The 18,791-nt window shown below is 74.2% G+C and carries 15 protein-coding genes; 12 read left to right on the forward strand and 3 right to left on the reverse strand.

Annotated features, from left to right (window positions below; all coding sequences use genetic code 11):
* Positions 1-36 precede the first annotated feature (36 nt).
* On the forward strand, positions 37-993 hold the full coding sequence (locus ACIQUR_RS05160; RefSeq protein ID WP_403658508.1) for an EamA family transporter: 957 nt from the start codon (positions 37-39) through the stop codon (positions 991-993).
* Positions 994-1,071: 78 nt separating this feature from the next.
* On the opposite strand, the gene ACIQUR_RS05165 is transcribed toward ACIQUR_RS05160, so the two are convergent.
* Positions 1,072-2,724, reverse strand: a complete 1,653-nt coding sequence (locus tag ACIQUR_RS05165; protein ID WP_403658510.1) for a CocE/NonD family hydrolase — start codon at positions 2,722-2,724, stop codon at positions 1,072-1,074.
* Positions 2,725-2,955: 231 nt separating this feature from the next.
* Here ACIQUR_RS05165 and ACIQUR_RS05170 point away from each other — a divergent pair, with 231 nt between their 5' ends.
* The 8 genes from ACIQUR_RS05170 to ACIQUR_RS05205 all read left to right on the forward strand — a co-directional run bounded on the left by ACIQUR_RS05170 (position 2,956) and on the right by ACIQUR_RS05205 (position 12,716).
* The gene (locus ACIQUR_RS05170) at positions 2,956-3,435 is read left to right on the forward strand and encodes a hypothetical protein (RefSeq protein ID WP_403658513.1); all 480 of its coding nucleotides are present in this window, start codon (positions 2,956-2,958) and stop codon (positions 3,433-3,435) included.
* A gap of 149 nt (positions 3,436-3,584) precedes the next feature.
* Positions 3,585-4,400, forward strand: a complete 816-nt coding sequence (locus tag ACIQUR_RS05175) for a TIGR03084 family metal-binding protein (protein WP_403658516.1) — start codon at positions 3,585-3,587, stop codon at positions 4,398-4,400.
* Positions 4,401-4,467: 67 nt separating this feature from the next.
* Complete coding sequence (locus ACIQUR_RS05180; RefSeq protein ID WP_403659808.1) at positions 4,468-6,351, forward strand: acyclic terpene utilization AtuA family protein; 1,884 nt, start codon at positions 4,468-4,470, stop codon at positions 6,349-6,351.
* 85 nt (positions 6,352-6,436) lie between these two features.
* Positions 6,437-8,035 carry an acyl-CoA carboxylase subunit beta gene (locus tag ACIQUR_RS05185; protein ID WP_403658519.1) on the forward strand — a complete coding sequence of 533 codons (1,599 nt, stop codon included), beginning with the start codon at positions 6,437-6,439 and terminating at the stop codon, positions 8,033-8,035.
* Between the two features lie 8 nt (positions 8,036-8,043).
* Positions 8,044-10,023 carry a biotin carboxylase N-terminal domain-containing protein gene (locus ACIQUR_RS05190; protein WP_403658522.1) on the forward strand — a complete coding sequence of 660 codons (1,980 nt, stop codon included), beginning with the start codon at positions 8,044-8,046 and terminating at the stop codon, positions 10,021-10,023.
* Positions 10,020-11,204, forward strand: coding sequence for an acyl-CoA dehydrogenase family protein (locus ACIQUR_RS05195; RefSeq protein ID WP_403658525.1), 1,185 nt, complete (start codon positions 10,020-10,022; stop codon positions 11,202-11,204). Before ACIQUR_RS05190 ends, ACIQUR_RS05195 begins: the two co-directional genes overlap by 4 nt.
* A gap of 112 nt (positions 11,205-11,316) precedes the next feature.
* Positions 11,317-12,108, forward strand: coding sequence for an enoyl-CoA hydratase family protein (locus ACIQUR_RS05200; RefSeq protein ID WP_403658528.1), 792 nt, complete (start codon positions 11,317-11,319; stop codon positions 12,106-12,108).
* Positions 12,096-12,716 carry a TetR/AcrR family transcriptional regulator gene (locus tag ACIQUR_RS05205; protein WP_403658531.1) on the forward strand — a complete coding sequence of 207 codons (621 nt, stop codon included), beginning with the start codon at positions 12,096-12,098 and terminating at the stop codon, positions 12,714-12,716. The genes ACIQUR_RS05200 and ACIQUR_RS05205 overlap by 13 nt, the downstream gene beginning before the upstream one ends.
* A gap of 60 nt (positions 12,717-12,776) precedes the next feature.
* Here ACIQUR_RS05205 and ACIQUR_RS05210 read toward each other — a convergent pair whose 3' ends face one another.
* Complete coding sequence (locus ACIQUR_RS05210; protein ID WP_403658534.1) at positions 12,777-13,883, reverse strand: citrate synthase 2; 1,107 nt, start codon at positions 13,881-13,883, stop codon at positions 12,777-12,779.
* A gap of 401 nt (positions 13,884-14,284) precedes the next feature.
* Between ACIQUR_RS05210 and pdxH the strand changes: the two genes are divergently transcribed.
* Together pdxH and ACIQUR_RS05220 are read left to right on the forward strand one after the other, a co-directional pair.
* The gene (gene pdxH, locus ACIQUR_RS05215) at positions 14,285-14,908 is read left to right on the forward strand and encodes a pyridoxamine 5'-phosphate oxidase (RefSeq protein WP_403659811.1); all 624 of its coding nucleotides are present in this window, start codon (positions 14,285-14,287) and stop codon (positions 14,906-14,908) included.
* Between the two features lie 363 nt (positions 14,909-15,271).
* Positions 15,272-16,543, forward strand: a complete 1,272-nt coding sequence (locus ACIQUR_RS05220; RefSeq protein WP_403658537.1) for a PAS domain-containing protein — start codon at positions 15,272-15,274, stop codon at positions 16,541-16,543.
* A gap of 24 nt (positions 16,544-16,567) precedes the next feature.
* Here the strand turns inward: ACIQUR_RS05220 and ACIQUR_RS05225 are convergent, their stop codons facing one another.
* Positions 16,568-17,323: an SIS domain-containing protein gene (locus tag ACIQUR_RS05225; RefSeq protein WP_403658540.1), complete on the reverse strand. Its 756-nt coding sequence runs from the start codon at positions 17,321-17,323 to the stop codon at positions 16,568-16,570.
* A 187-nt stretch (positions 17,324-17,510) separates the two neighbouring features.
* Here ACIQUR_RS05225 and ACIQUR_RS05230 point away from each other — a divergent pair, with 187 nt between their 5' ends.
* Complete coding sequence (locus ACIQUR_RS05230; RefSeq protein ID WP_399939369.1) at positions 17,511-18,203, forward strand: iron dependent repressor, metal binding and dimerization domain protein; 693 nt, start codon at positions 17,511-17,513, stop codon at positions 18,201-18,203.
* Positions 18,204-18,791 lie beyond the last annotated feature (588 nt).

The raw sequence follows: 18,791 nt of genomic DNA on the forward strand, positions 1-18,791 counted from the left end.
GAGCCACGCTCCTTACGGCGGGCTTAGCATGGTGGAATGACCCGTTCCGCCGCGCCCGCCCCCGCGCCCGCCGCCGTCCCCGTCACCTCCGGGACGACGGTCGCCGAGCGTCTCCGGGACCGCGGCCCCGGCCGCCTCGGCCCGGTCGCGCTGGTGATCTCCGCCGGCATCTCGGTGCAGTTCGGCGCGGCGCTCGCGGTCACCCTGATGCCCCGCGCGGGCGCGGCGGGCGTCGTCTCGCTGCGGCTGGTCGCGGCGGCCGTCGTGCTGCTGCTGGTGTGCCGGCCGCGGATCCGCGGCTACTCGCGCGCCGACTGGACCACCGTGCTGGCCTTCGGCGTGGCCATGGCGGGCATGAACGGCCTCTTCTACCAGGCCGTCGAGCGCATCCCCCTCGGACCCGCCGTCACGCTGGAGGTGCTGGGCCCGCTGGTGCTGTCGGTCTTCGCCTCGCGGCGGCTGTCCAGCCTGCTCTGGGCCGGGCTCGCGCTCTGCGGCGTGGCCCTGCTCGGCGGGGTCGGCGGCTCCGGGATGGGCTCGCTCGATCCGCTGGGTGCCGCCTTCGCCCTCGGCGCGGGCGCGATGTGGGCGGCGTACATCGTCTTCAGCGCCCGGACCGGCCGCCGCTTCCCGCAGGCCGACGGGCTGGCCCTGGCGATGGCCTTCGCCGCCGTGATCAGCCTGCCGCTGGGCATCGCCGAAGCCGGGTCCAAGCTGGTGGTGCCGAGCACGCTGGCGCTGGGCCTCGGCGTCGCGCTGCTGTCCTCGGTCCTTCCGTACACGCTGGAGCTGCTCGCCCTGCGGCGGCTGCCCGCGCCCACCTTCGCCGTGCTGATGAGCCTGGAGCCGGCCATCGCGGCCACGGCGGGCTTCCTCGTCCTGGGCCAGGGCCTCTCGCTCACCGACGCGCTCGCCATCGCCCTGGTCATCGCGGCCAGCATGGGCGCGGTGCGCTCGCAGGCGAAGCGCCTGCCGCCGACGGCCGAGGCCTGACCCCGGCCGGCGACGGCCTGCGTACGGCTCAGCCGAGCGGCATCGCGCAGGGCTCACCCGAGCGGCACCGCGTACGGCTCAGCCGAGCGGCAGCTCCAGGAAGGCCGGGTCCTCGTCCGAGGAGCCGAACCGCAGCGTCCCGCGGGGCAGGTTCACGCCCCCGTAGAAGGGGTCGACCGTGTCCGCCACCAGCATCAGCCGGTGCCCCGCCGGCACGTCGTACGCCGTGGCCTGGAGCTCCACCTCCGCGGTGTACGGGCTCTCCGGGTCGCCCTGCAGCCGGGTGAAGGGCGCGTGCGTCACGATGTGCCCGGTCCCGTCCGGCGCCACGTCGAGCAGGTACGCGACGAACGTCGCCCGCGGCGTCGCCGCCGCGCAGCTCAGCCGCAGCCGCGGGATCCCGCGCAGCCGCAGCACCGCGTCCTGCGGCGCGCCCGTCCAGACGGCCGCCACGTCGCGGCTGATCCCGTCGGCGGGGTAGGTCTTCGGGCGGCCGGCCAGCTCGTCGTACCCGGTGGTGATGATCGCGTCGGCCACGGTGGCGGGGGTGTCGATGCCGGTCAGCGCCTCGATGGTCCAGCCGGTCTCGGGCTTGTCGGCCAGCGAGCCGCCCGCCGCCCCGCCGGTGAGGTACACCCGCTGGCGGCGCGTGGTGACGGCCGTCCAGGTGGGGCGGTCCTCCAGCGTCTTGTTCCACATCACCTGGCTGAGGATCTGGCCCTCCGCGCCGATGCCGGTGTCCTCGCCCCTGAGGTGCTGGTCGAGCCAGCGGTGGGCGTTCGACCAGATCCGGTTCGGCAGCCCGATGATCCCGCTCATCTCCGGACAGGAGTGGTCGCCGATGGACAGGTCGAGGCGCTTGGGGCCGGTCAGCGCCTCGAACATCCGCAGCGTCTGGTTCACCGGGAACAGCGTCTCGTGCCAGGCGTGCGCGAAGTAGACGGGCATCCCGCGCTCGCGCAGCTCGTCCACGTACGTGAGGGGCGAGCGCCGGGCGGCCCAGGCCAGCGTCGCCTCGATGTTCCGGTTGTTCAGCACGTCGGCGAAGACGGCCGCCGTCTCCCGGCTCAGCCGGGCGTTCCGCGCGGCGTTCAGCAGGGCGGTCACCGCGGCGACGTGCCGGGTGGTGTTCTCGTAGAAGGCCTCCCCGAGGTCGCCCCAGGTGCTCATCGCGACGACCGCGTCGACCCGGGTGTCGTGCGCCGCGACCAGCTGGCTGATGCCCGACCCGTAGCTGTCGCCGAGGAAGCCGGCCGCCGTGACCCCGGACGGCGTGCGCTCGATCAGGAAGTCCAGGGCCAGGGTGCCGTCCTGGACGTCGAGCGGGCCCGCCACGTCGACCTCGCCCCCGGAGCGCCCGAAGCCGCGGGCGGTGTAGGCCAGGACGTTGTACCCCTTGGCCGCGAAGGCCGTGGCCTGGACGGCGTACGAGAGCCAGCCGAGGTCCGTCCACGGCGAGGGCATCACGACGACCGCCCGCGGCTCGGGGCCGGTGTGCCGCCAGAGCCCGGCGTCGAGCCGGGTGGGCTCGCCGGTGGCGGGGTCCGCCGCGCCCTGCACCTCGACCGGGGCGAACGTGAGCAGCGAGCGGGCCTGGTCGACCTCGGCGGCCCGGGCGGGCGCGAGCCCGGAGGTGTCGCCGCTCTGGAGGGCGGCCACGAAGGCGCGTAACGCGGCCTCGTCGAGCTGGGGGTAGAGCGGGATCGGCTGCTGTGCTGCTTCGGAGGTCATGTCGCGGTCCATTCCTCTACGGTGAGCAACGGCGTGATCGCTCCGTGTGCGGAGCGGGCTCAGTATGGGCGGACCCGCGCCCGGAAGTGTCGGCAGTTTTACGGATCTGGCCGGAACAGGGTCCTCCGGCCGGGCGTGTCGGCCGACGCGCCACGCGGGCGCCCCGGACCCCCGGACCGACGCCGGATCCCCTGACGGAAGGTGTCAGGGAAGCGCCCCTACGGTCCCCGCATGGCATTCCAGGAGAAGCACCTCAGCGTCCCCGGGCCGGTCGAGGTCGAGGGCCGCCTGGTGAAGCGGTACCACGTCACCGCCGACCCGGCCGGCATCGAGCCCGAGGTCGAGAAGGCCGCGTACGCCTTCCTGCCCGAGCTGCTCGCGACCTTGCCGGAACTCACGGACGGCACGCCGCCCGTGAGCTTCGTCGTCCTCCACAGGGGAGGGGACGACGGCGCGTACCTCAACGTCTACAGCTGGGTGTGGGACAACGTCCTGCACTTCGCGGGCGGCGCGGCGGGCCAGCCGGTGCTCGGCTGCCCGGACCGGGACAGCACGCACTTCGTCCGGCTGGACCGCTCGCTGATCGGGTGCGTGTGGGAGCTCCCGCCGATCGGCCACGAGCGGAACGCGTGGGTGCGGCACGTGCTGTCCGGCGAGCAGGACGTGGCGGCCTACCTGGCCGACTCGCTGCCGGAGGGCCTCACGGGCTGACTTCGCCACCCCCGCACGGAAGTTGGGGCGGCGGCCGCTCCCCGGGAACACGGGCCGAAAAATAATGCAAGCACGCTTGATTGTTTCTCGGCCCGCTGCCACGCTTCGGGGCACACCGTCGTGTCGCCGTCCGCGTGGGGGAGTCCGCCGTGCCCGATCCGTCGTCCCCGGTACCCGATCCGTCGTCCTTGGTGATCGCCGATCTGCGCGCCGAAGGGGAGGAACTCGACCAGCTCGTCGGCGCGTTGGAGGCCGGCGACTGGGCCAGACCCACGCCGGCGCCCGGCTGGACGGTCGCCCACCAGATCGCGCACCTGGAGTGGACCGACCGGGCCGCCCTCCTCGCCCTCACCGACGCCGAGGGCTTCGCACGCCAGGCCGCGGAGGCCCTGGGCAGGCCCGACACCTTCGTCGACGAGGGCGCCGAGGCCGGTGCCGCCCTGCCGCCCGCCGAACTGCTGGCCCGCTGGCGGGCGGGGCGCGCGGAGCTGGACGCGGCCCTGACGAAGGCGCCCGCGGGGGAGCGCTTCCCCTGGTACGGGCCCCCGATGAAGGCCGTCTCCATGGCCAGTGCCCGCCTCATGGAGACCTGGGCCCACGGCCAGGACGTGGCGGACGCGCTGGGCGCCGTACGCGTCCCGACCGCGCGGCTGCGGCACGTGGCCCGGATCGGGGTGCGGGCCCGCGACTACGCCCACGCGGTACGCGGACTGCCCGCGCCCGAGGGGGAGTTCCGGGTGGAGCTGACCTCGCCGGACGGCACGGAACTGTGGGCGTACGGGCCGCCGGAGGCGGAGCAGCGGGTCACCGGACCGGCGCTGGACTTCTGCCTGCTGGTGACCCGGCGGGCGCACCGGGCGGACCTCGCCGTCACGGCCTCGGGCGCGGAGGCGGACCGCTGGCTGGACATCGCCCAGGCCTTCGCGGGCCCCGCGGGCGAGGGCCGGGAGCGGCGCGGTGCCTGACGACCGGATCCTGCGCATCGGCAACGCCTCGGGCTTCTACGGCGACCGCTTCGACGCGGTGGCGGAGATGCTGGACGGCGGCCCGCTGGACGTGCTGACCGGCGACTACCTCGCCGAGCTGACGATGCTGATCCTCGGCCGCGACCGGCTCAAGGACCCGGCACTGGGATACGCGAAGACGTACCTGAGGCAGCTGGAGGGGAGCCTCGGGGTGGCCGTCGACCGGGGCGTCCGGCTGGTGACCAACGCGGGCGGCCTGAACCCCGCCGGACTGGCCGACGCCATCCGCCAGCTCGCCGCCCGGCTGGGCGTACCGGTGTCGGTGGCGCACGTCGAGGGCGACGACCTGATGCCGTACGAGGACGCCCTGACCGCCAACGCGTACCTCGGCGGCTGGGGGATCACCGAGTGCCTCCGGGCCGGCGCGGACGTGGTCGTCACCGGGCGGGTCACGGACGCGGCGCTGGTCAGCGGGCCGGCGGCGTGGTTCTTCGACTGGGCGCGGGACGACTTCGACGCGCTGGCGGGGGCGGTGGTGGCCGGGCACGTGCTGGAGTGCGGCACGCAGGCGACCGGCGGCAACTACGCGTTCTTCACCGGGCACGACGTACGGCGGCCGGGCTTCCCGCTGGCGGAGGTCGCCCGGGACGGCAGCGCGGTCATCACCAAGCACCCCGGCACCGGCGGCGTGGTGAACACCGGCACGGTCACCGCCCAGTTGCTGTACGAGACCCAGGGCGCCCGGTACCTGGGCCCCGACGTGGTGGCCCGCCTCGACACGGTGCGGCTCACGCAACAGGGCCCGGACCGGGTCCTGGTGTCCGGCATCCGGGGCGAACCCGCCCCCGGCACCCTGAAACTGGGCCTGACCCGCATCGGCGGCTGGCGCAACGAGGTCGTCTTCGTGCTGACCGGCCTGGACGTCGAGGCCAAGGCGGCCCTGCTGAAGGCCCAGCTGGCGGACGCCCTGGCCGGCATCGCATCGGCGGAGTGGACCCTGGCCCGCACGGACCACGAGGACGCGGCCACCCAGGAGACGGCGAGCGCGCTGCTGCGCCTGACGGTGAAGGACCCGGACCCGGCCAAGGTGGGCCGCCCCCTGACGGCGCAGGCCATCGAACTGGCCCTCGCCAGCTATCCCGGCTTCCACGTGACGACCCCACCCGCCGCCCCCACCCCCTACGGCACCTTCGCGTCCCCCCTGGTCCCGTCCACCACCCCACCCCACACGGCGATCCTCCCGGACGGCACGGCCGTCCCGATCCCCCCACCCCCGCAGGCGCATCCCGGGCCGCAGGCATGTCCAGCCCCTCCGGCGTTCGAGGAGGTGGGGGTCCCCCCAGCGGTAGCTGGGGGAGGGTCCGGGACGGAGCCCCGGGGAACGGAGGAAGGGCGGGTAGGGGACAGCCCCGCAGGGCTCAGCCCCGCACCCGCCCCCGACAGGCACCCGGAAGCAGCGGCCCCCGGCACGGCCCCGCACCCGGAAGCCCCGGCCCCCGGCACGGGCAACGGCACGGGAACCGGCACCGAAACCGTCCGCATCCCCCTGGGCCGCATCGCCGGAGCCCGCAGCGGCGACAAGGGCGGCGACGCCAACCTCGGCCTCTGGACGGAAACGCAACCCGCATACGAGTGGCTCCGCGCCACCCTCACCGTCCCCCGCCTCAAGGAGCTCCTCCCGGAGACGGCCCCGCTCCACGTCACCCGGCACGAACTCCCCAACCTCCGCGCCCTGAACTTCGTCATCACCGGCCTCCTCGGCGACGGCGCAGCAGCCCAGCACCGCTTCGACCCGCAGGCGAAGGCCCTCGGCGAATGGCTCCGCGCCCGGCACGTCGACGTACCGCACCACCTCGCCCCGCAGCACCGCGCCCCGCACCCGGCCCCACAGCACCCGGTCCCGCACCACCTCGCCCCGCACCACCCCGCCCCCCAGCAACCGTCCCCGTAGGGACGACACCCGCAGCAGCCGCGCGCCGCAGCCAACGCACCCCACCCCGCGAACCCGACGGCACACCACCCCCGGAGGCCACGCAGTGACCCGGCTCCGCACCGCCCTGGACCCCCGCGACCCCGCCTACGCGGACAACCGCACCGCGATGCTCGCCAAACTCGCCGACCTCGACGCAGAGCACGCCAAGGCGCTGGCCGGCGGCGGCCCGAAGTACACCGAGCGGCACCGCAGGCGCGGCAAGCTGCTCGCCCGCGAGCGCATCGAACTCCTGCTGGACCCGGACACGCCCTTCCTGGAGCTGTCCCCCCTCGCGGCCTGGGGCAGCGACTACCCCGTCGGCGCCTCCATGGTCACCGGCATCGGCGTCGTCGAGGGCACCGAATGCCTGATCACCGCCAACGACCCCACCGTCCGCGGCGGCGCCAGCAATCCCTGGACCCTCAAGAAGGCGCTCCGCGCCAACGAGATCGCCCTCCAGAACCGGCTGCCCTGCATCAGCCTCGTCGAGTCCGGCGGCGCCGACCTCCCCTCCCAGAAGGAGATCTTCATCCCGGGCGGCGCGATCTTCCGGGACCTCACCCGGCTCTCCGCCGCCGGCATCCCCACCGTCGCAGTGGTCTTCGGCAACTCCACCGCCGGCGGCGCCTACGTCCCCGGCATGTCCGACCACACCGTGATGATCAAGGACCGCTCCAAGGTGTTCCTCGGTGGCCCGCCGCTCGTGAAGATGGCCACCGGCGAGGAGAGCGACGACGAGTCCCTCGGCGGAGCCGACGTGCACGCCCGCACCTCCGGCCTCGCCGACCACTACGCCCTCGACGAGCACGACGCGCTCCGGCAGGCCCGCCGCATCGTCGCCCGCCTCAACCACCGCAAGGCGCACCCCGATCCGGGCCCCGCCGAGCCGCCGAAGTACGACCCGGAGGAACTGCTCGGCATCGTCCCGGCCGACCTCAAGACCCCCTTCGACCCGCGGGAGGTCATCGCCCGCATCGTCGACGGCTCCGACTTCGACGAGTTCAAGCCCCTCTACGGCACCAGCCTCACCACCGGCTGGGCCGAACTCCACGGCTACCCCGTCGGCATCCTCGCCAACGCCCACGGCGTGCTGTTCAGCCAGGAGTCGCAGAAGGCCGCGCAGTTCATCCAGCTCGCCAACCAGCGCGACATCCCCCTCCTCTTCCTCCACAACACCACCGGCTACATGGTCGGCAAGGAGTACGAGCAGGGCGGCATCATCAAGCACGGCGCCATGATGATCAACGCGGTCTCCAACTCCCGCGTCCCGCACCTCTCCGTCCTGCTGGGCGCCTCCTACGGCGCCGGCCACTACGGCATGTGCGGCCGCGCCTACGACCCCCGGTTCCTCTTCGCCTGGCCCAGCGCCAAGTCCGCGGTGATGGGCCCCCAGCAGCTGGCCGGGGTGCTCTCGATCGTGGCCCGCGCCTCCGCCGCCGCCAAGGGACAGCCCTACGACGACGAGGCCGACGCCGGGCTGCGCGCCCTCGTCGAGCAGCAGATCGAGGCGGAGTCCCTGCCGTTCTTCCTGTCCGGGCGGATCTACGACGACGGCGTCATCGACCCGCGCGACACCCGCACCGTCCTCGGCCTGTGCCTGTCCGCCCTCCACAACGCCCCCGTCGAGGGCGCCCGCGGCGGCTTCGGCGTCTTCCGGATGTGAGCCCGCAGATGACCACGACACCCCACACCCCCGCCCCCGCGACCCCCGTCACCCCCCTCACCTCCCTCCTGGTCGCCAACCGCGGCGAGATCGCCGCCCGCGTCTTCCGCACCGCCCGCGCCCTCGGCCTCACCACCGTCGCCGTGTACGCCGACCCCGACGCCGGCTCCCTGCACGTCAGGGAGGCCGACGCGGCCGTCCGGCTGCCCGGAGCCGCGCCCGCCGACACGTACCTGCGCGGCGACCTGGTCATCAAGGCCGCCGTCGCGGCGGGCGCCGACGCCGTCCACCCCGGGTACGGGTTCCTCTCCGAGAACGCCGACTTCGCCCGCGCCGTCCAGGACGCCGGCCTGCGCTGGATCGGCCCGCCGCCCGCGGCCATCGAGGCCATGGCCTCCAAGACCCGCGCCAAGGAACTGATGCGGGCCGCCGGGGTCCCCCTCCTGGAACCGGTCGACCCGGCCGCCGCCACCGCCGCGGACCTGCCCCTCCTCCTCAAGGCCGCCGCGGGCGGCGGCGGCCGCGGCATGCGGGTGGTACGCGACCTCGACGCCCTGAAGGAGGAACTGGCCGCCGCCTCCGCCGAGGCCACCGCCGCCTTCGGCGACGGCGAGGTCTTCGCCGAGCCCTACGTCGAACGCGGCCGGCACGTCGAGGTCCAGGTGCTCGCCGACGCCCACGGCACGGTCTGGGCCCTCGGCACCCGGGACTGCTCCCTCCAGCGCCGCCACCAGAAGGTCGTCGAGGAGGCCCCGGCCCCCGGCCTCCCGGCCGGCCTGCGCACCGCGCTCCACGAGGCGGCCGTCGCCGCCGCCCGCGCCGTCTCCTACCAGGGCGCCGGCACCGTGGAGTTCCTCGTCACCGCCGACGGCCGCCCGTACTTCCTGGAGATGAACACCCGCCTCCAGGTGGAGCACCCCGTGACCGAGGCCGTCCACGGCATCGACCTCGTCGCCCTCCAGCTCCGGATCGCCGAGGGCCACGCGCTGCCCCTGACCCCGCCCGAGCCCTCCGGCCACGCCGTCGAGGCCCGCCTCTACGCCGAGGACCCGGCCCGCGGCTGGCGCCCGCAGACCGGCACGCTGGACACCCTCGACCTGCCCGGCGGGGTCCGGGTCGACGCCGGCTACGCCGCGGGCGACCCGGTCGGCATCCACTACGACCCGATGCTGGCCAAGGTCATCGCCCACGCCCCCACCCGCGACGAGGCCGTACGGGTCCTCGCCGGCGCCCTGGAGCGGGCCCGCATCCACGGCCTGACCACCAACCGGGACCTCCTCGTCCGGTCCCTGCGCCACCCGGAGTTCCAGGCCGCCCGTCTGGACACCGGCTTCTACGACCGCCACCTCCCCGCCCTCACCGAGGGCACCCCCGACGCCGGGCTCCCGGCCCTGGCGGCCGCCCTCGCCCAAGCCCTGCCCGCCCCCGGCGCGGGCGTCGCCGCCCGGCTCGGCGGCTGGCGCAACGTACCCTCCGGGCCGCAGCTCCGCCGCTACCGCGCCGAGCCGTCCGGCACCGAACACGAGATCCGCTACCGGCACACCCGTACCGGCCCCGAGCCCGCCGAGGGCCACCAGGACGTCCGGGTCGTCGGGGTCACCCCGGACCTGGTCACCCTCGAAGTCGGCGGCGTGCAGCGGATGTTCCACGTGAAACACAATTCGAACACCGGGGCCGTGTACGTCGACTCGGCGCTCGGCTCGCACACCCTCACCGCCCTGCCCCGCTTCGCCGACCCCGAGGACCGCACCGACCCCGGATCCCTGCTCGCCCCCATGCCCGGCACCGTCGTCCGCGTCGCCGAGGGCCTGGCCCCCGGCACCGCCGTCACCGCCGGCCAGCCACTGCTCTGGCTGGAGGCCATGAAGATGGAACACCGCATCGTCGCCCCCGCCTCCGGCACGCTCACCGCGCTCCACGCCACCCCCGGCCACCAGGTCGAGGTGGGCGCCCTACTCGCCGTAGTCCTGGAGGAAACGCAGTCATGAGCACCGCCCCCGGAACCCCGACCGGCACCGTCCTCGAAACCGAAGAGCACAAGGCGCTGCGCGCCGCCGTCGCCGCCCTCGGCCGGCGCTACGGCCGCGAGTACCTCGCCAAGGTGGCCGCCGAGGGCGGCCACCCCGACGAGCTGTGGGCCGAGGCCGCCAAGCTCGGCTACCTCGGCGTGAACCTCCCCGAGGAGTACGGCGGCGGGGGCGGCGGCATCGCCGAACTCTCCATCGTCCTGGAGGAGCTGGGCGCCGCCGGCTGTCCCCTGCTGATGATGGTGGTCTCGCCGGCCATCTGCGGCACGGTCATCGCCCGCTTCGGCACCGAGGAGCAGAAGCGCGCCTGGCTGCCCGGTCTCGCCGACGGCAGCCGCACCATGGCCTTCGGCATCACCGAACCCGACGCCGGCTCCAACTCCCACCGCATCACGACCACGGCCCGCCGGGACGGCACCGACTGGATCCTCACCGGCCGCAAGGTCTTCATCTCCGGGGTCGACATCGCCGACGCCACGCTGATCGTCGGCCGCACCGAGGACGCCCGCACCGGGCAGCTCAAGCCCTGCCTGTTCATCGTCCCCCGGGACACCCCCGGCTTCGGCCGCTCGCCCATCGACATGGAACTGCACGCCGCGGAGAAGCAGTTCGAGCTGGTCCTGGACGAGGTGCGGCTGCCCGGCGACTCCCTGGTCGGCGAGGAGGACGCCGGCCTCCTCCAGCTCTTCGCCGGGCTCAACCCCGAGCGCATCATGACGGCGGCCTTCGCCATCGGCATGGGCCGCCACGCCCTCGCCAAGGCCGTCGACTACGCGAAGACCCGCCAGGTCTGGAAGCAGCCCATCGGCGCGCACCAGGCCCTCGCCCACCCCCTCGCCCAGGCGCACATCGACCTGGAGCTGGCCCGGCTGATGATGCAGAAGGCCGCCCACCTCTACGACGCGGGCGACGACATGGGCGCCGGCGAGGCCGCCAACATGGCCAAGTACGCGGCCGCCGAGGCCTGCGTGAAGGCCGTGGACCAGTCCGTGCACACCCTGGGCGGCAACGGCCTGACCCGCGAGTACGGGCTGGCCTCGCTCATCACCGCCTCCCGGGTGGCCCGGATCGCCCCGGTCAGCCGCGAGATGATCCTGAACTTCGTCTCGCACCAGACCCTGGGCCTCCCGAAGTCCTACTGAGCCGCACCCCGGGCCGCCCGGACCCCCGCCCGCCCGGGCGCGGGTCCGGGAGCCCGCGTACGCTCCCCGGCAGGATCCCGTCGCCACCCGCACATCTCCGGAGGACACCGGCATGGACCCCCTGGTCAGCGCCGCGCAAGCGAGCGGCGTCACGACGCTCACGCTCGACTCGCCGGCCAACCGCAACGCGCTCTCCGCGGCCCTCGTCGCCGAACTCCGCGCCGCGTTCGCCGTCGCCGGCCAGGACCCGGCGGTCCGGGCGGTGGTCCTCACCCACACCGGGAACACCTTCTGCGCGGGCGCCGACCTGAAGTCGCCGTGCGACCCCGAGGACTTCGTGGCGCTGATGCGGGAGGTCGTGGAGCTGCCCAAGCCCGTCGTCGCCCGGGTCACCGGGCACGTCAGGGCCGGCGGCCTCGGCCTGCTCGGCTCCTGCGACATCGCCGCCGCCGGTCCGGGCGCCACCTTCGCCTTCACCGAGACCCACCTGGGCCTGGCCCCGGCCGTCATCTCGGTCCCGCTGCTGTGCCGCCTCGACCCCCGGGCGGCCGCCCGGTACTTCCTCACCGCGGAGGCCTTCGGCCCCGTCGAGGCGGCCCGCATCGGCCTGCTGACCCTGTCGGCCGACGCCGCCCCCGCCGAGAAGCCCGACGAGCCCGAGGACTCCCTCGATCACCTCGACCCCGTCGACCTGGCCCTGGCTCCCGTCCTCGACGGCCTGCGCAAGGCCTCCCCGCAGGGCCTGGCCGAGACGAAGAAGCTGGTCACCGCCGAGGTACGAGCCGCCTTCGACCGGGACGCCGCCCGGCTGACCGCACTGTCCGCGGCCCTCTTCGCCTCCGACGAGGCCCGCGAGGGCATCACCGCCCGCTTCGAGCGCCGGAGCCCGTCATGGGTGTCGTGACCGCCCCGGTCCCCGACCGCACCCCGAAGCAGGACCGCAGCCGCGCCACCCGCCGGCGCCTCCTGGAGGCCGCCGTGGCCTGCCTCGCCGAACACGGCTGGGCCGGCTCCACCGTCGCCGTCGTCGCCGAGCGGGCCGGTGTCTCCCGGGGCGCCGCCCAGCACCACTTCCCCACCCGCGAGGACCTCTTCACCGCCGCCGTCGAGTACGTCGCCGAGGAGCGCTCCGCAGCCCTGCGCGGCCTCTTCGCCGACGGGCCCGCCGCCCGGCCCGCCGTGGTCGCCGCCCTGGTCGATCTGTACACCGGCACCCTCTTCCGGGCCGCGCTCCAGCTCTGGGTGGCCGCCTCCAACGAGGAGCAGCTGCGGCCCCGGGTCACCGAGCTGGAGGCCAGGGTGGGCCGCGAGACCCACCGGATAGCCGCCGAGCTGCTGGGCGCCGACGAGTCGGTCCCGGGCGTCCGGGAGACCGTGCAGGGCCTGCTCGACATGGCCCGCGGCCTGGGCCTGGCCAACGTCCTCACCGACGACGCCGCCCGGCGCGCCCGGGTCGTCGCCCAGTGGTCCGCGCTGGTCGACCTGGCCCTCGTACCCGCCACCCGCCCCTGAACGCGACGGCGCGCCGCACCCCGGGACGGGATGCGGCGCGCCGAACGGAACCGAGACCGGTCAGGCGGTCGAGGCGATGTCCCCGAAGCCCTCGATCTGGCGCGGGTCGCGCGGGCCGGGGCCCACGTACCGGGCCGACGGCCGGACCAGCCGGCCGGTGCGCTTCTGCTCCAGGATGTGCGCCGACCAGCCGGCGGTGCGCGCGCACGTGAACATCGACGTGAACATGTGCGCCGGGACCTCCGCGAAGTCCAGCATGATCGCGGCCCAGAACTCCACGTTCGTGGCCAGCACGCGGTCGGGGCGGCGGGCGTGCAGCTCCTCCAGCGCGGCCTTCTCCAGGGCGGCGGCCACCTCGTAGCGCGGCGCGTCCAGCTCCTTGGCCGTACGCCGCAGCACGCGGGCGCGCGGGTCCTCGGCGCGGTAGACGCGGTGGCCGAAGCCCATCAGGCGCTCGCCCTTGTCCAGGGCCTTCTTCACGTACGCCACGGCGTCGCCGGTGCGCTCGATCTCCTCGATCATGCCCAGCACGCGCGAGGGCGCGCCGCCGTGCAGCGGACCGGACATGGCGCCCACGGCACCCGACAGGGCCGCGGCGACGTCGGCGCCGGTGGAGGCGATCACCCGGGCGGTGAACGTCGAGGCGTTCATGCCGTGCTCGGCGGCGGAGGTCCAGTAGGCGTCGACGGCCTTGACGTGCTTCGGGTCGGGCTCGCCGCGCCAGCGGATCATGAACCGCTCGACGACGGAGTCGGCCTTGTCGATCTCCCGCTGCGGGACCATCGGCAGGCCCTGGCCGCGGGCCGACTGGGCGACGTACGACAGGGCCATCACGGCGGCCCGGGCGAGGTCGTCCCGCGCGGTCTGCTCGTCGATGTCCAGCAGCGGTTTCAGGCCCCAGACGGGGGCGAGCATGGCGAGTGCGGACTGGACGTCCACACGGATGTCACCGGAGTGCACCGGGATCGGGAAGGGCTCGGCGGCGGGCAGACCGGGGTTGAACGCACCGTCGACCAGCAGGCCCCACACGTTCCCGAAGGAGACGTGGCCCACCAGGTCTTCGATGTCGACACCGCGGTAGCGCAGCGAGCCGCCTTCCTTGTCGGGCTCGGCGATCTCCGTCTCGAACGCGACGACCCCTTCGAGTCCGGGTACGAAGTCGGACATCAGGCGGCTCCTCAAGGTAGTGCGGCGAACGGCTGTGACCAGAACGGCTGCCTACGGGCCGGCTGTGCGGTCCGGCTGTGAACAGGCGTAAGGATCTGGCGGGTGCGTACACCTTTGTACGCTTCCGCACGCTGCGCGGTGCGGGTGGTCAACCCCGTCATGCCCCGTGCGGCCGATGCCGAACACCGGGACGGGATTCCGGGGCGGAGGCCCACCGCGCGAATCGGCCGCAGGAGGCGGCCCAGCCTCAAGATTTTGTACGTTGCGCCAGGCGCGCGGAAGCGTGACGTGCGGCACACCGGCCGGGGGCGCCGCCGCGAGCGGCCGAACCCCGGGGCCGGCGGGGGCCGTCCCTGGGGCAGGATGGCGGTGTGCCGAACCAGGACCTTGATCCCGCTGTCATGCGCAAGCAGTACCGCTCCGAGATCGTCTTCGAGGCCGATCTCGCCGCGGACCCGATGGAGCAGTTCGCCCGCTGGTTCCAGCAGGCCGCCGACGCGCACGTCTTCGAACCGAACGCGATGGTCGTCTCGACCGCCACGGCGGACGGCAGGCCGAGCTCGCGCACGGTGCTGCTCAAGCAGTTCGACTCCAGGGGCTTCGTCTTCTACACGAACTACGGCTCCCGCAAGGGCCGGGAGCTGGCGGAGAACCCGCACGTCGCGCTGCTCTTCCCCTGGCACCCCATCGCCCGGCAGGTCGTGGTGACCGGCACGGCGGCCCGGGTCGGCCGCGACGAGACGGCCGCCTACTTCCGGTCCCGGCCGCACGGTTCCCAGCTGGGCGCGTGGGCGAGCGAGCAGTCCACCGTGATCGCCTCGCGGGCGGACCTGGACGCGCGCTACGCGGAGCTGACCGCGCGCTACCCGGAGGGCGAGCAGGTCCCCGTACCGACGGAGTGGGGCGGCTTCCGCGTCGTACCGGAGGCGGTGGAGTTCTGGCAGGGCCACGAGAACCGCCTCCACGACCGCCTCCGCTACGTGCGCGACGGCGAGGGCTGGCGGGTGGAGCGGCTCCAGCCGTAGGGCCTGGAACAGCAGGCGACCCGCGGGCTCGGGTTCTCTTCTGCAGTAAGAGAAGCCGGCCGGACGTACCGGCGAGCCCGCGGGTCGGGTGACTGCTTGGGATTGGCCGACGCCATGACGCCGGCGAGCACACTGGGTGCGTGCGACGACGGGCGCTAGCCCGCAGTCACCTCACGCGTCCGGTTGCCATACATTTCCGGAACCACCTCCCTTCTCGTGTGCCCCACACGCTAGGAGCCCCTCGGAACCGCCGCAACCGATTAATAGACCCGGCTCTTTTCCGAGAACCCCGTGTGGGCTGCGTCACGTTGGAGTTGAATGATCTGACGTGCCGCACACGCGAACACCTGCAGGGGGTGCCAGGTGAGTGCTTCCGGACGTAGTGAGACCGCCGACGATCTGCTCGCCGCGCTACTGGACGGCATGGACGCCGCACTGTGCGCGTTCGACGCCGACGGTGTGATCACCCACTGGAACCGCGAGGCAGAGCGGATCCTGGGGTGGACGGCCGCGGAGGCGGTCGGCCGGCATGGCTTCGCCGGGTGGGCCGCCAGAGCGGCGGACGCCGAGGACGTGCAGCGCCGGCTGATGTCCGCGCAGGACGCGCCGGGCCGCCAGGTGCACGAGTTCGCCCTGGTCACCAAGGACGGCGGCCGGGTCCTCGTACGCACCCAGTCGGCCCGCGTGCCCGGCGCGGACGGCAGGCCCGCCGGGGTCTACTGCGCCTTCAGCGAGGTGCACACCCAGATCGACCTGGAGCGGTCCATCGCACTGAGCGAGGCGCTGCTGGACGACGCCTCGTGGGGCGTGGTCCTGGTCGACGTGGACCTGCGGCCCGCCGTGGTCAACGCGCACGCGGCCCGCGCCTTCGGGGCCGGGCGGACGGTGCTGCTCGGCCGGCCGCTGGGGGAGCTGCTGACCCAGGGCGTGGAGGAGCTGGAGGGCGCCATCCAGCACGTGCTGGCCGAGGGCGCGCCGCCCCCGCCGGCGGAGCTGTGGGTGTCCGTGAAGACGCCCGAGGGCGTACGCCGCCGCTGCTGGCGCTCCGGCTTCCTGCGGCTCGCCTCGCCGCTGGGGGAGGAGCCGGTGCCGCTGGGCGTGGCCTGGCTGTTCCAGGACATCACCGAGGCCCGCCAGACCGAGCTGGACACCGCGCAGCTGCGGTTCCGGGCCAACCAGCTGCACCGGGCCGCGCGGGCCGCCGCCGAGTGCGAGGACCCGGCCGAGGCGGTGGCGGTGCGGCTGGACTTCTCGCTGGCCGGGTTCGCCGACCACGCGCTCGTCGACCTGACCGTGGGGGACCGGCTGGTGCGCTCGGCCACCTCGCCGCCGGGGCTGACCTCCACCGGCGGCCTGCCGGCCAGGTACGAGGCGGGGCACCCGGCGTTCCAGGCGCTGGACCGGGTCGGCTCGGTGCGGGTCAGCGCCCCGGCGCGGCTGCCGTCCGGCTGGCCCGACGGCGTCGCGCACGGCCTGTGCACGGTGCTCCGCAGCCGCGGCCGGACCCTGGGCGTGCTCACCTTCCTGCGCGCCCCCTCACGCCCCCCGTTCGAACGCCCGGACGCGGTCTACGCGGAGGAGATCGCCGCCAGGGTGGCCGCCGACCTCTCCCTGGCGGGCGTCACGGCGGACTAGGCCCTGTCCCCGGGGGCGGGCCGCTCAGTGGCGGAAGAAGATGCGGTCGCCGTACTCCGTCATCACGCGGCCGTTCCATTCGTGGCCGCCGTCGACGTTGCCGGAGCGCAGGAGCGGCGGTTCGATGCCCCGCTCGGCCAGCGAGCCGGCCGCGGCGGCCATCACCGACTGCATGATCGCGCTGGTGACGACGGTGGACGCGGGCGCGAAGGGCGCGTCGATGCCGTCCAGGGTCAGCTCCGCGTCGCCCACCGCGATCTTGCTGTCGAGGACGATGTCGCAGTGGTCCTTGAGGAAGCCGCCGGACACGTGCCGGGACCTGGTCTCGGTCGCGTAGGCCACGGACGTCACGCCGATGACCTTGAGGCCCAGGGCGCGCGCGTTCATCGCCATCTCGACGGGCAGCGCGTTGCGCCCGGACAGGGAGATGATCACGAGTACGTCGCCCGAGGCGGCCGGGCTGGAGTCGAGCACCGCGCTCGCCAGGCCGTCCACCCGCTCCAGGGCGCTGCCGAGGGTGGCCGGCATGACGTCGACGCCGGCGGTGCCGGGGACGGCGAGGAAGTTCATCAGGGCGAGGCCGCCGGCCCGGTAGACGACGTCCTGCGCGGGCAGCGAGGAGTGTCCGGCGCCGAAGGCGAAGAGGCGGTTGCCCGAGGCCACGGCGTCCGCGATCAGCTCCCCGGCGGCGGCGATGTGCGCGGACTCCTCGTCGCGGACCCGCTGTAGGAGACCGATCGCGGCGTCGAAGAACTGACCGGCCAGCTTGCTCTCGCTCATCGCCGAGGGCCCTTCCAGAAGTCGGGGTGCGTCCGTGTCCGCGGATCACCGTGCGGTCTGGACCAGTGGCCTGTCAATAGCCGGTCGGCCGTGTCGGCGGGAGGTCGCGCGCTCAGGCACGGGACGGTTGTCGGCGTGATGCGTCAGAATTGGGGACAGGGCCAGCGCACGATATTGAGGGGCACGGATGTCCGGACTGATCGATACCACGGAGATGTATCTCCGCACCATTCTCGAGCTGGAAGAGGAAGGTGTGGTCCCCATGCGCGCCCGCATCGCCGAACGGCTGGACCAGAGCGGTCCCACGGTCAGCCAGACGGTCGCGCGCATGGAGCGTGACGGCCTGGTGGCCGTCGCCAGCGACCGGCACCTGGAGCTGACCGAGGAGGGCCGCCGCCTGGCGACCCGCGTCATGCGCAAGCACCGGCTGGCGGAGTGTCTGCTGGTCGACGTGATCGGCCTGGAGTGGGAGCAGGTGCACGCCGAGGCCTGCCGCTGGGAGCACGTGATGAGCGAGGCGGTGGAGCGGCGCGTGCTGGAGCTGCTGCGCCACCCGACCGAGTCGCCGTACGGCAACCCGATCCCCGGGCTGGAGGAGCTGGGCGAGAAGGCCGAGGCGGACCCCTTCCTCGACGAGGGCATGGTCAGCCTGGGCGAGCTGCAGCCGGGCCCGGACGGCAAGACGGTGGTCGTCCGCCGGATCGGCGAGCCGATCCAGACCGACGCCCAGCTGATGTACACGCTGCGGCGTGCGGGTGTGCAGCCCGGTGCCGTGGTGAGTGTGACCGAGTCGCCCGGCGGTGTGCTGGTCGGCAGCGGCGGCGAGGCCGCCGAGCTGGACGACGACACCGCGTCGCACGTCTTCGTCGCCAAGCGGTAGCCCGCGGCGGCACCCCCGGTCCCGGGTGCGGAACCCGTGCCGTGTCCTGCCCGCACCCCGGTGCGCGCCGGGCCGCCCCAGGACCACCCGGGCGTACGCGCCCCGGGCCATCCGGCCCACCCGGGCCGCGCGGCCCTCCGGGGCCCATCCGGCCCACTCTCCGGGCTGACCGAGCCCGCCATTCCTCCGGGGCCACCGGACGACCTCTCAGGCCCCGCTGACCCCACCCGCCCCCGGCCACCGCCGGGAGGCCCCGGCTCCCCCGTGTCGAATTCCGGCTAATCCCTCGGAATGGAAGCGACCGCGCGACTCCCGTGCCAGGCTTGCCCCAGGCAACTGCGGGAGGGGGCGATGCGATGTGCCCGGCCCCGCGCGCCCGGCGCGCTCCGGCACGAGAAGGTCCCGGCGCCTCACGACGCCGGGACCTGTCCTCCCCATTGCTGACCCGGAGCCCCGAGCTCCCAGGGTCAATCCCCTCGGACCGTCTTCCCCGAGCGGCCCGCCTCCCGATGAAGATCTCCCCTCGGCAGCGGCCGCCAATCCTTGAGGAAGGTCACTCGAAAGAGCGGTGTTGCCGGGGAGACGCCC

Source organism: Streptomyces sp. NPDC101132 (assembly GCF_044759225.1).
Classification (GTDB): Bacteria; Actinomycetota; Actinomycetes; order Streptomycetales; family Streptomycetaceae; genus Streptomyces.

Coding starts and splice junctions, on each gene's coding strand:
- ACIQUR_RS05160 (WP_403658508.1), top strand. CDS start 37: ATGACCCGTTCCGCCGCGCCCGCCCCCGCGCCCGCCGCCGTCCCCGTC.
- ACIQUR_RS05165 (WP_403658510.1), bottom strand. CDS start 2,724: ATGACCTCCGAAGCAGCACAGCAGCCGATCCCGCTCTACCCCCAGCTC.
- ACIQUR_RS05170 (WP_403658513.1), top strand. CDS start 2,956: ATGGCATTCCAGGAGAAGCACCTCAGCGTCCCCGGGCCGGTCGAGGTC.
- ACIQUR_RS05180 (WP_403659808.1), top strand. CDS start 4,468: ATGCTGGACGGCGGCCCGCTGGACGTGCTGACCGGCGACTACCTCGCC.
- ACIQUR_RS05190 (WP_403658522.1), top strand. CDS start 8,044: ATGACCACGACACCCCACACCCCCGCCCCCGCGACCCCCGTCACCCCC.
- ACIQUR_RS05195 (WP_403658525.1), top strand. CDS start 10,020: ATGAGCACCGCCCCCGGAACCCCGACCGGCACCGTCCTCGAAACCGAA.
- ACIQUR_RS05200 (WP_403658528.1), top strand. CDS start 11,317: ATGGACCCCCTGGTCAGCGCCGCGCAAGCGAGCGGCGTCACGACGCTC.
- ACIQUR_RS05205 (WP_403658531.1), top strand. CDS start 12,096: ATGGGTGTCGTGACCGCCCCGGTCCCCGACCGCACCCCGAAGCAGGAC.
- ACIQUR_RS05210 (WP_403658534.1), bottom strand. CDS start 13,883: ATGTCCGACTTCGTACCCGGACTCGAAGGGGTCGTCGCGTTCGAGACG.
- pdxH (WP_403659811.1), top strand. CDS start 14,285: ATGCGCAAGCAGTACCGCTCCGAGATCGTCTTCGAGGCCGATCTCGCC.
- ACIQUR_RS05225 (WP_403658540.1), bottom strand. CDS start 17,323: ATGAGCGAGAGCAAGCTGGCCGGTCAGTTCTTCGACGCCGCGATCGGT.
- ACIQUR_RS05230 (WP_399939369.1), top strand. CDS start 17,511: ATGTCCGGACTGATCGATACCACGGAGATGTATCTCCGCACCATTCTC.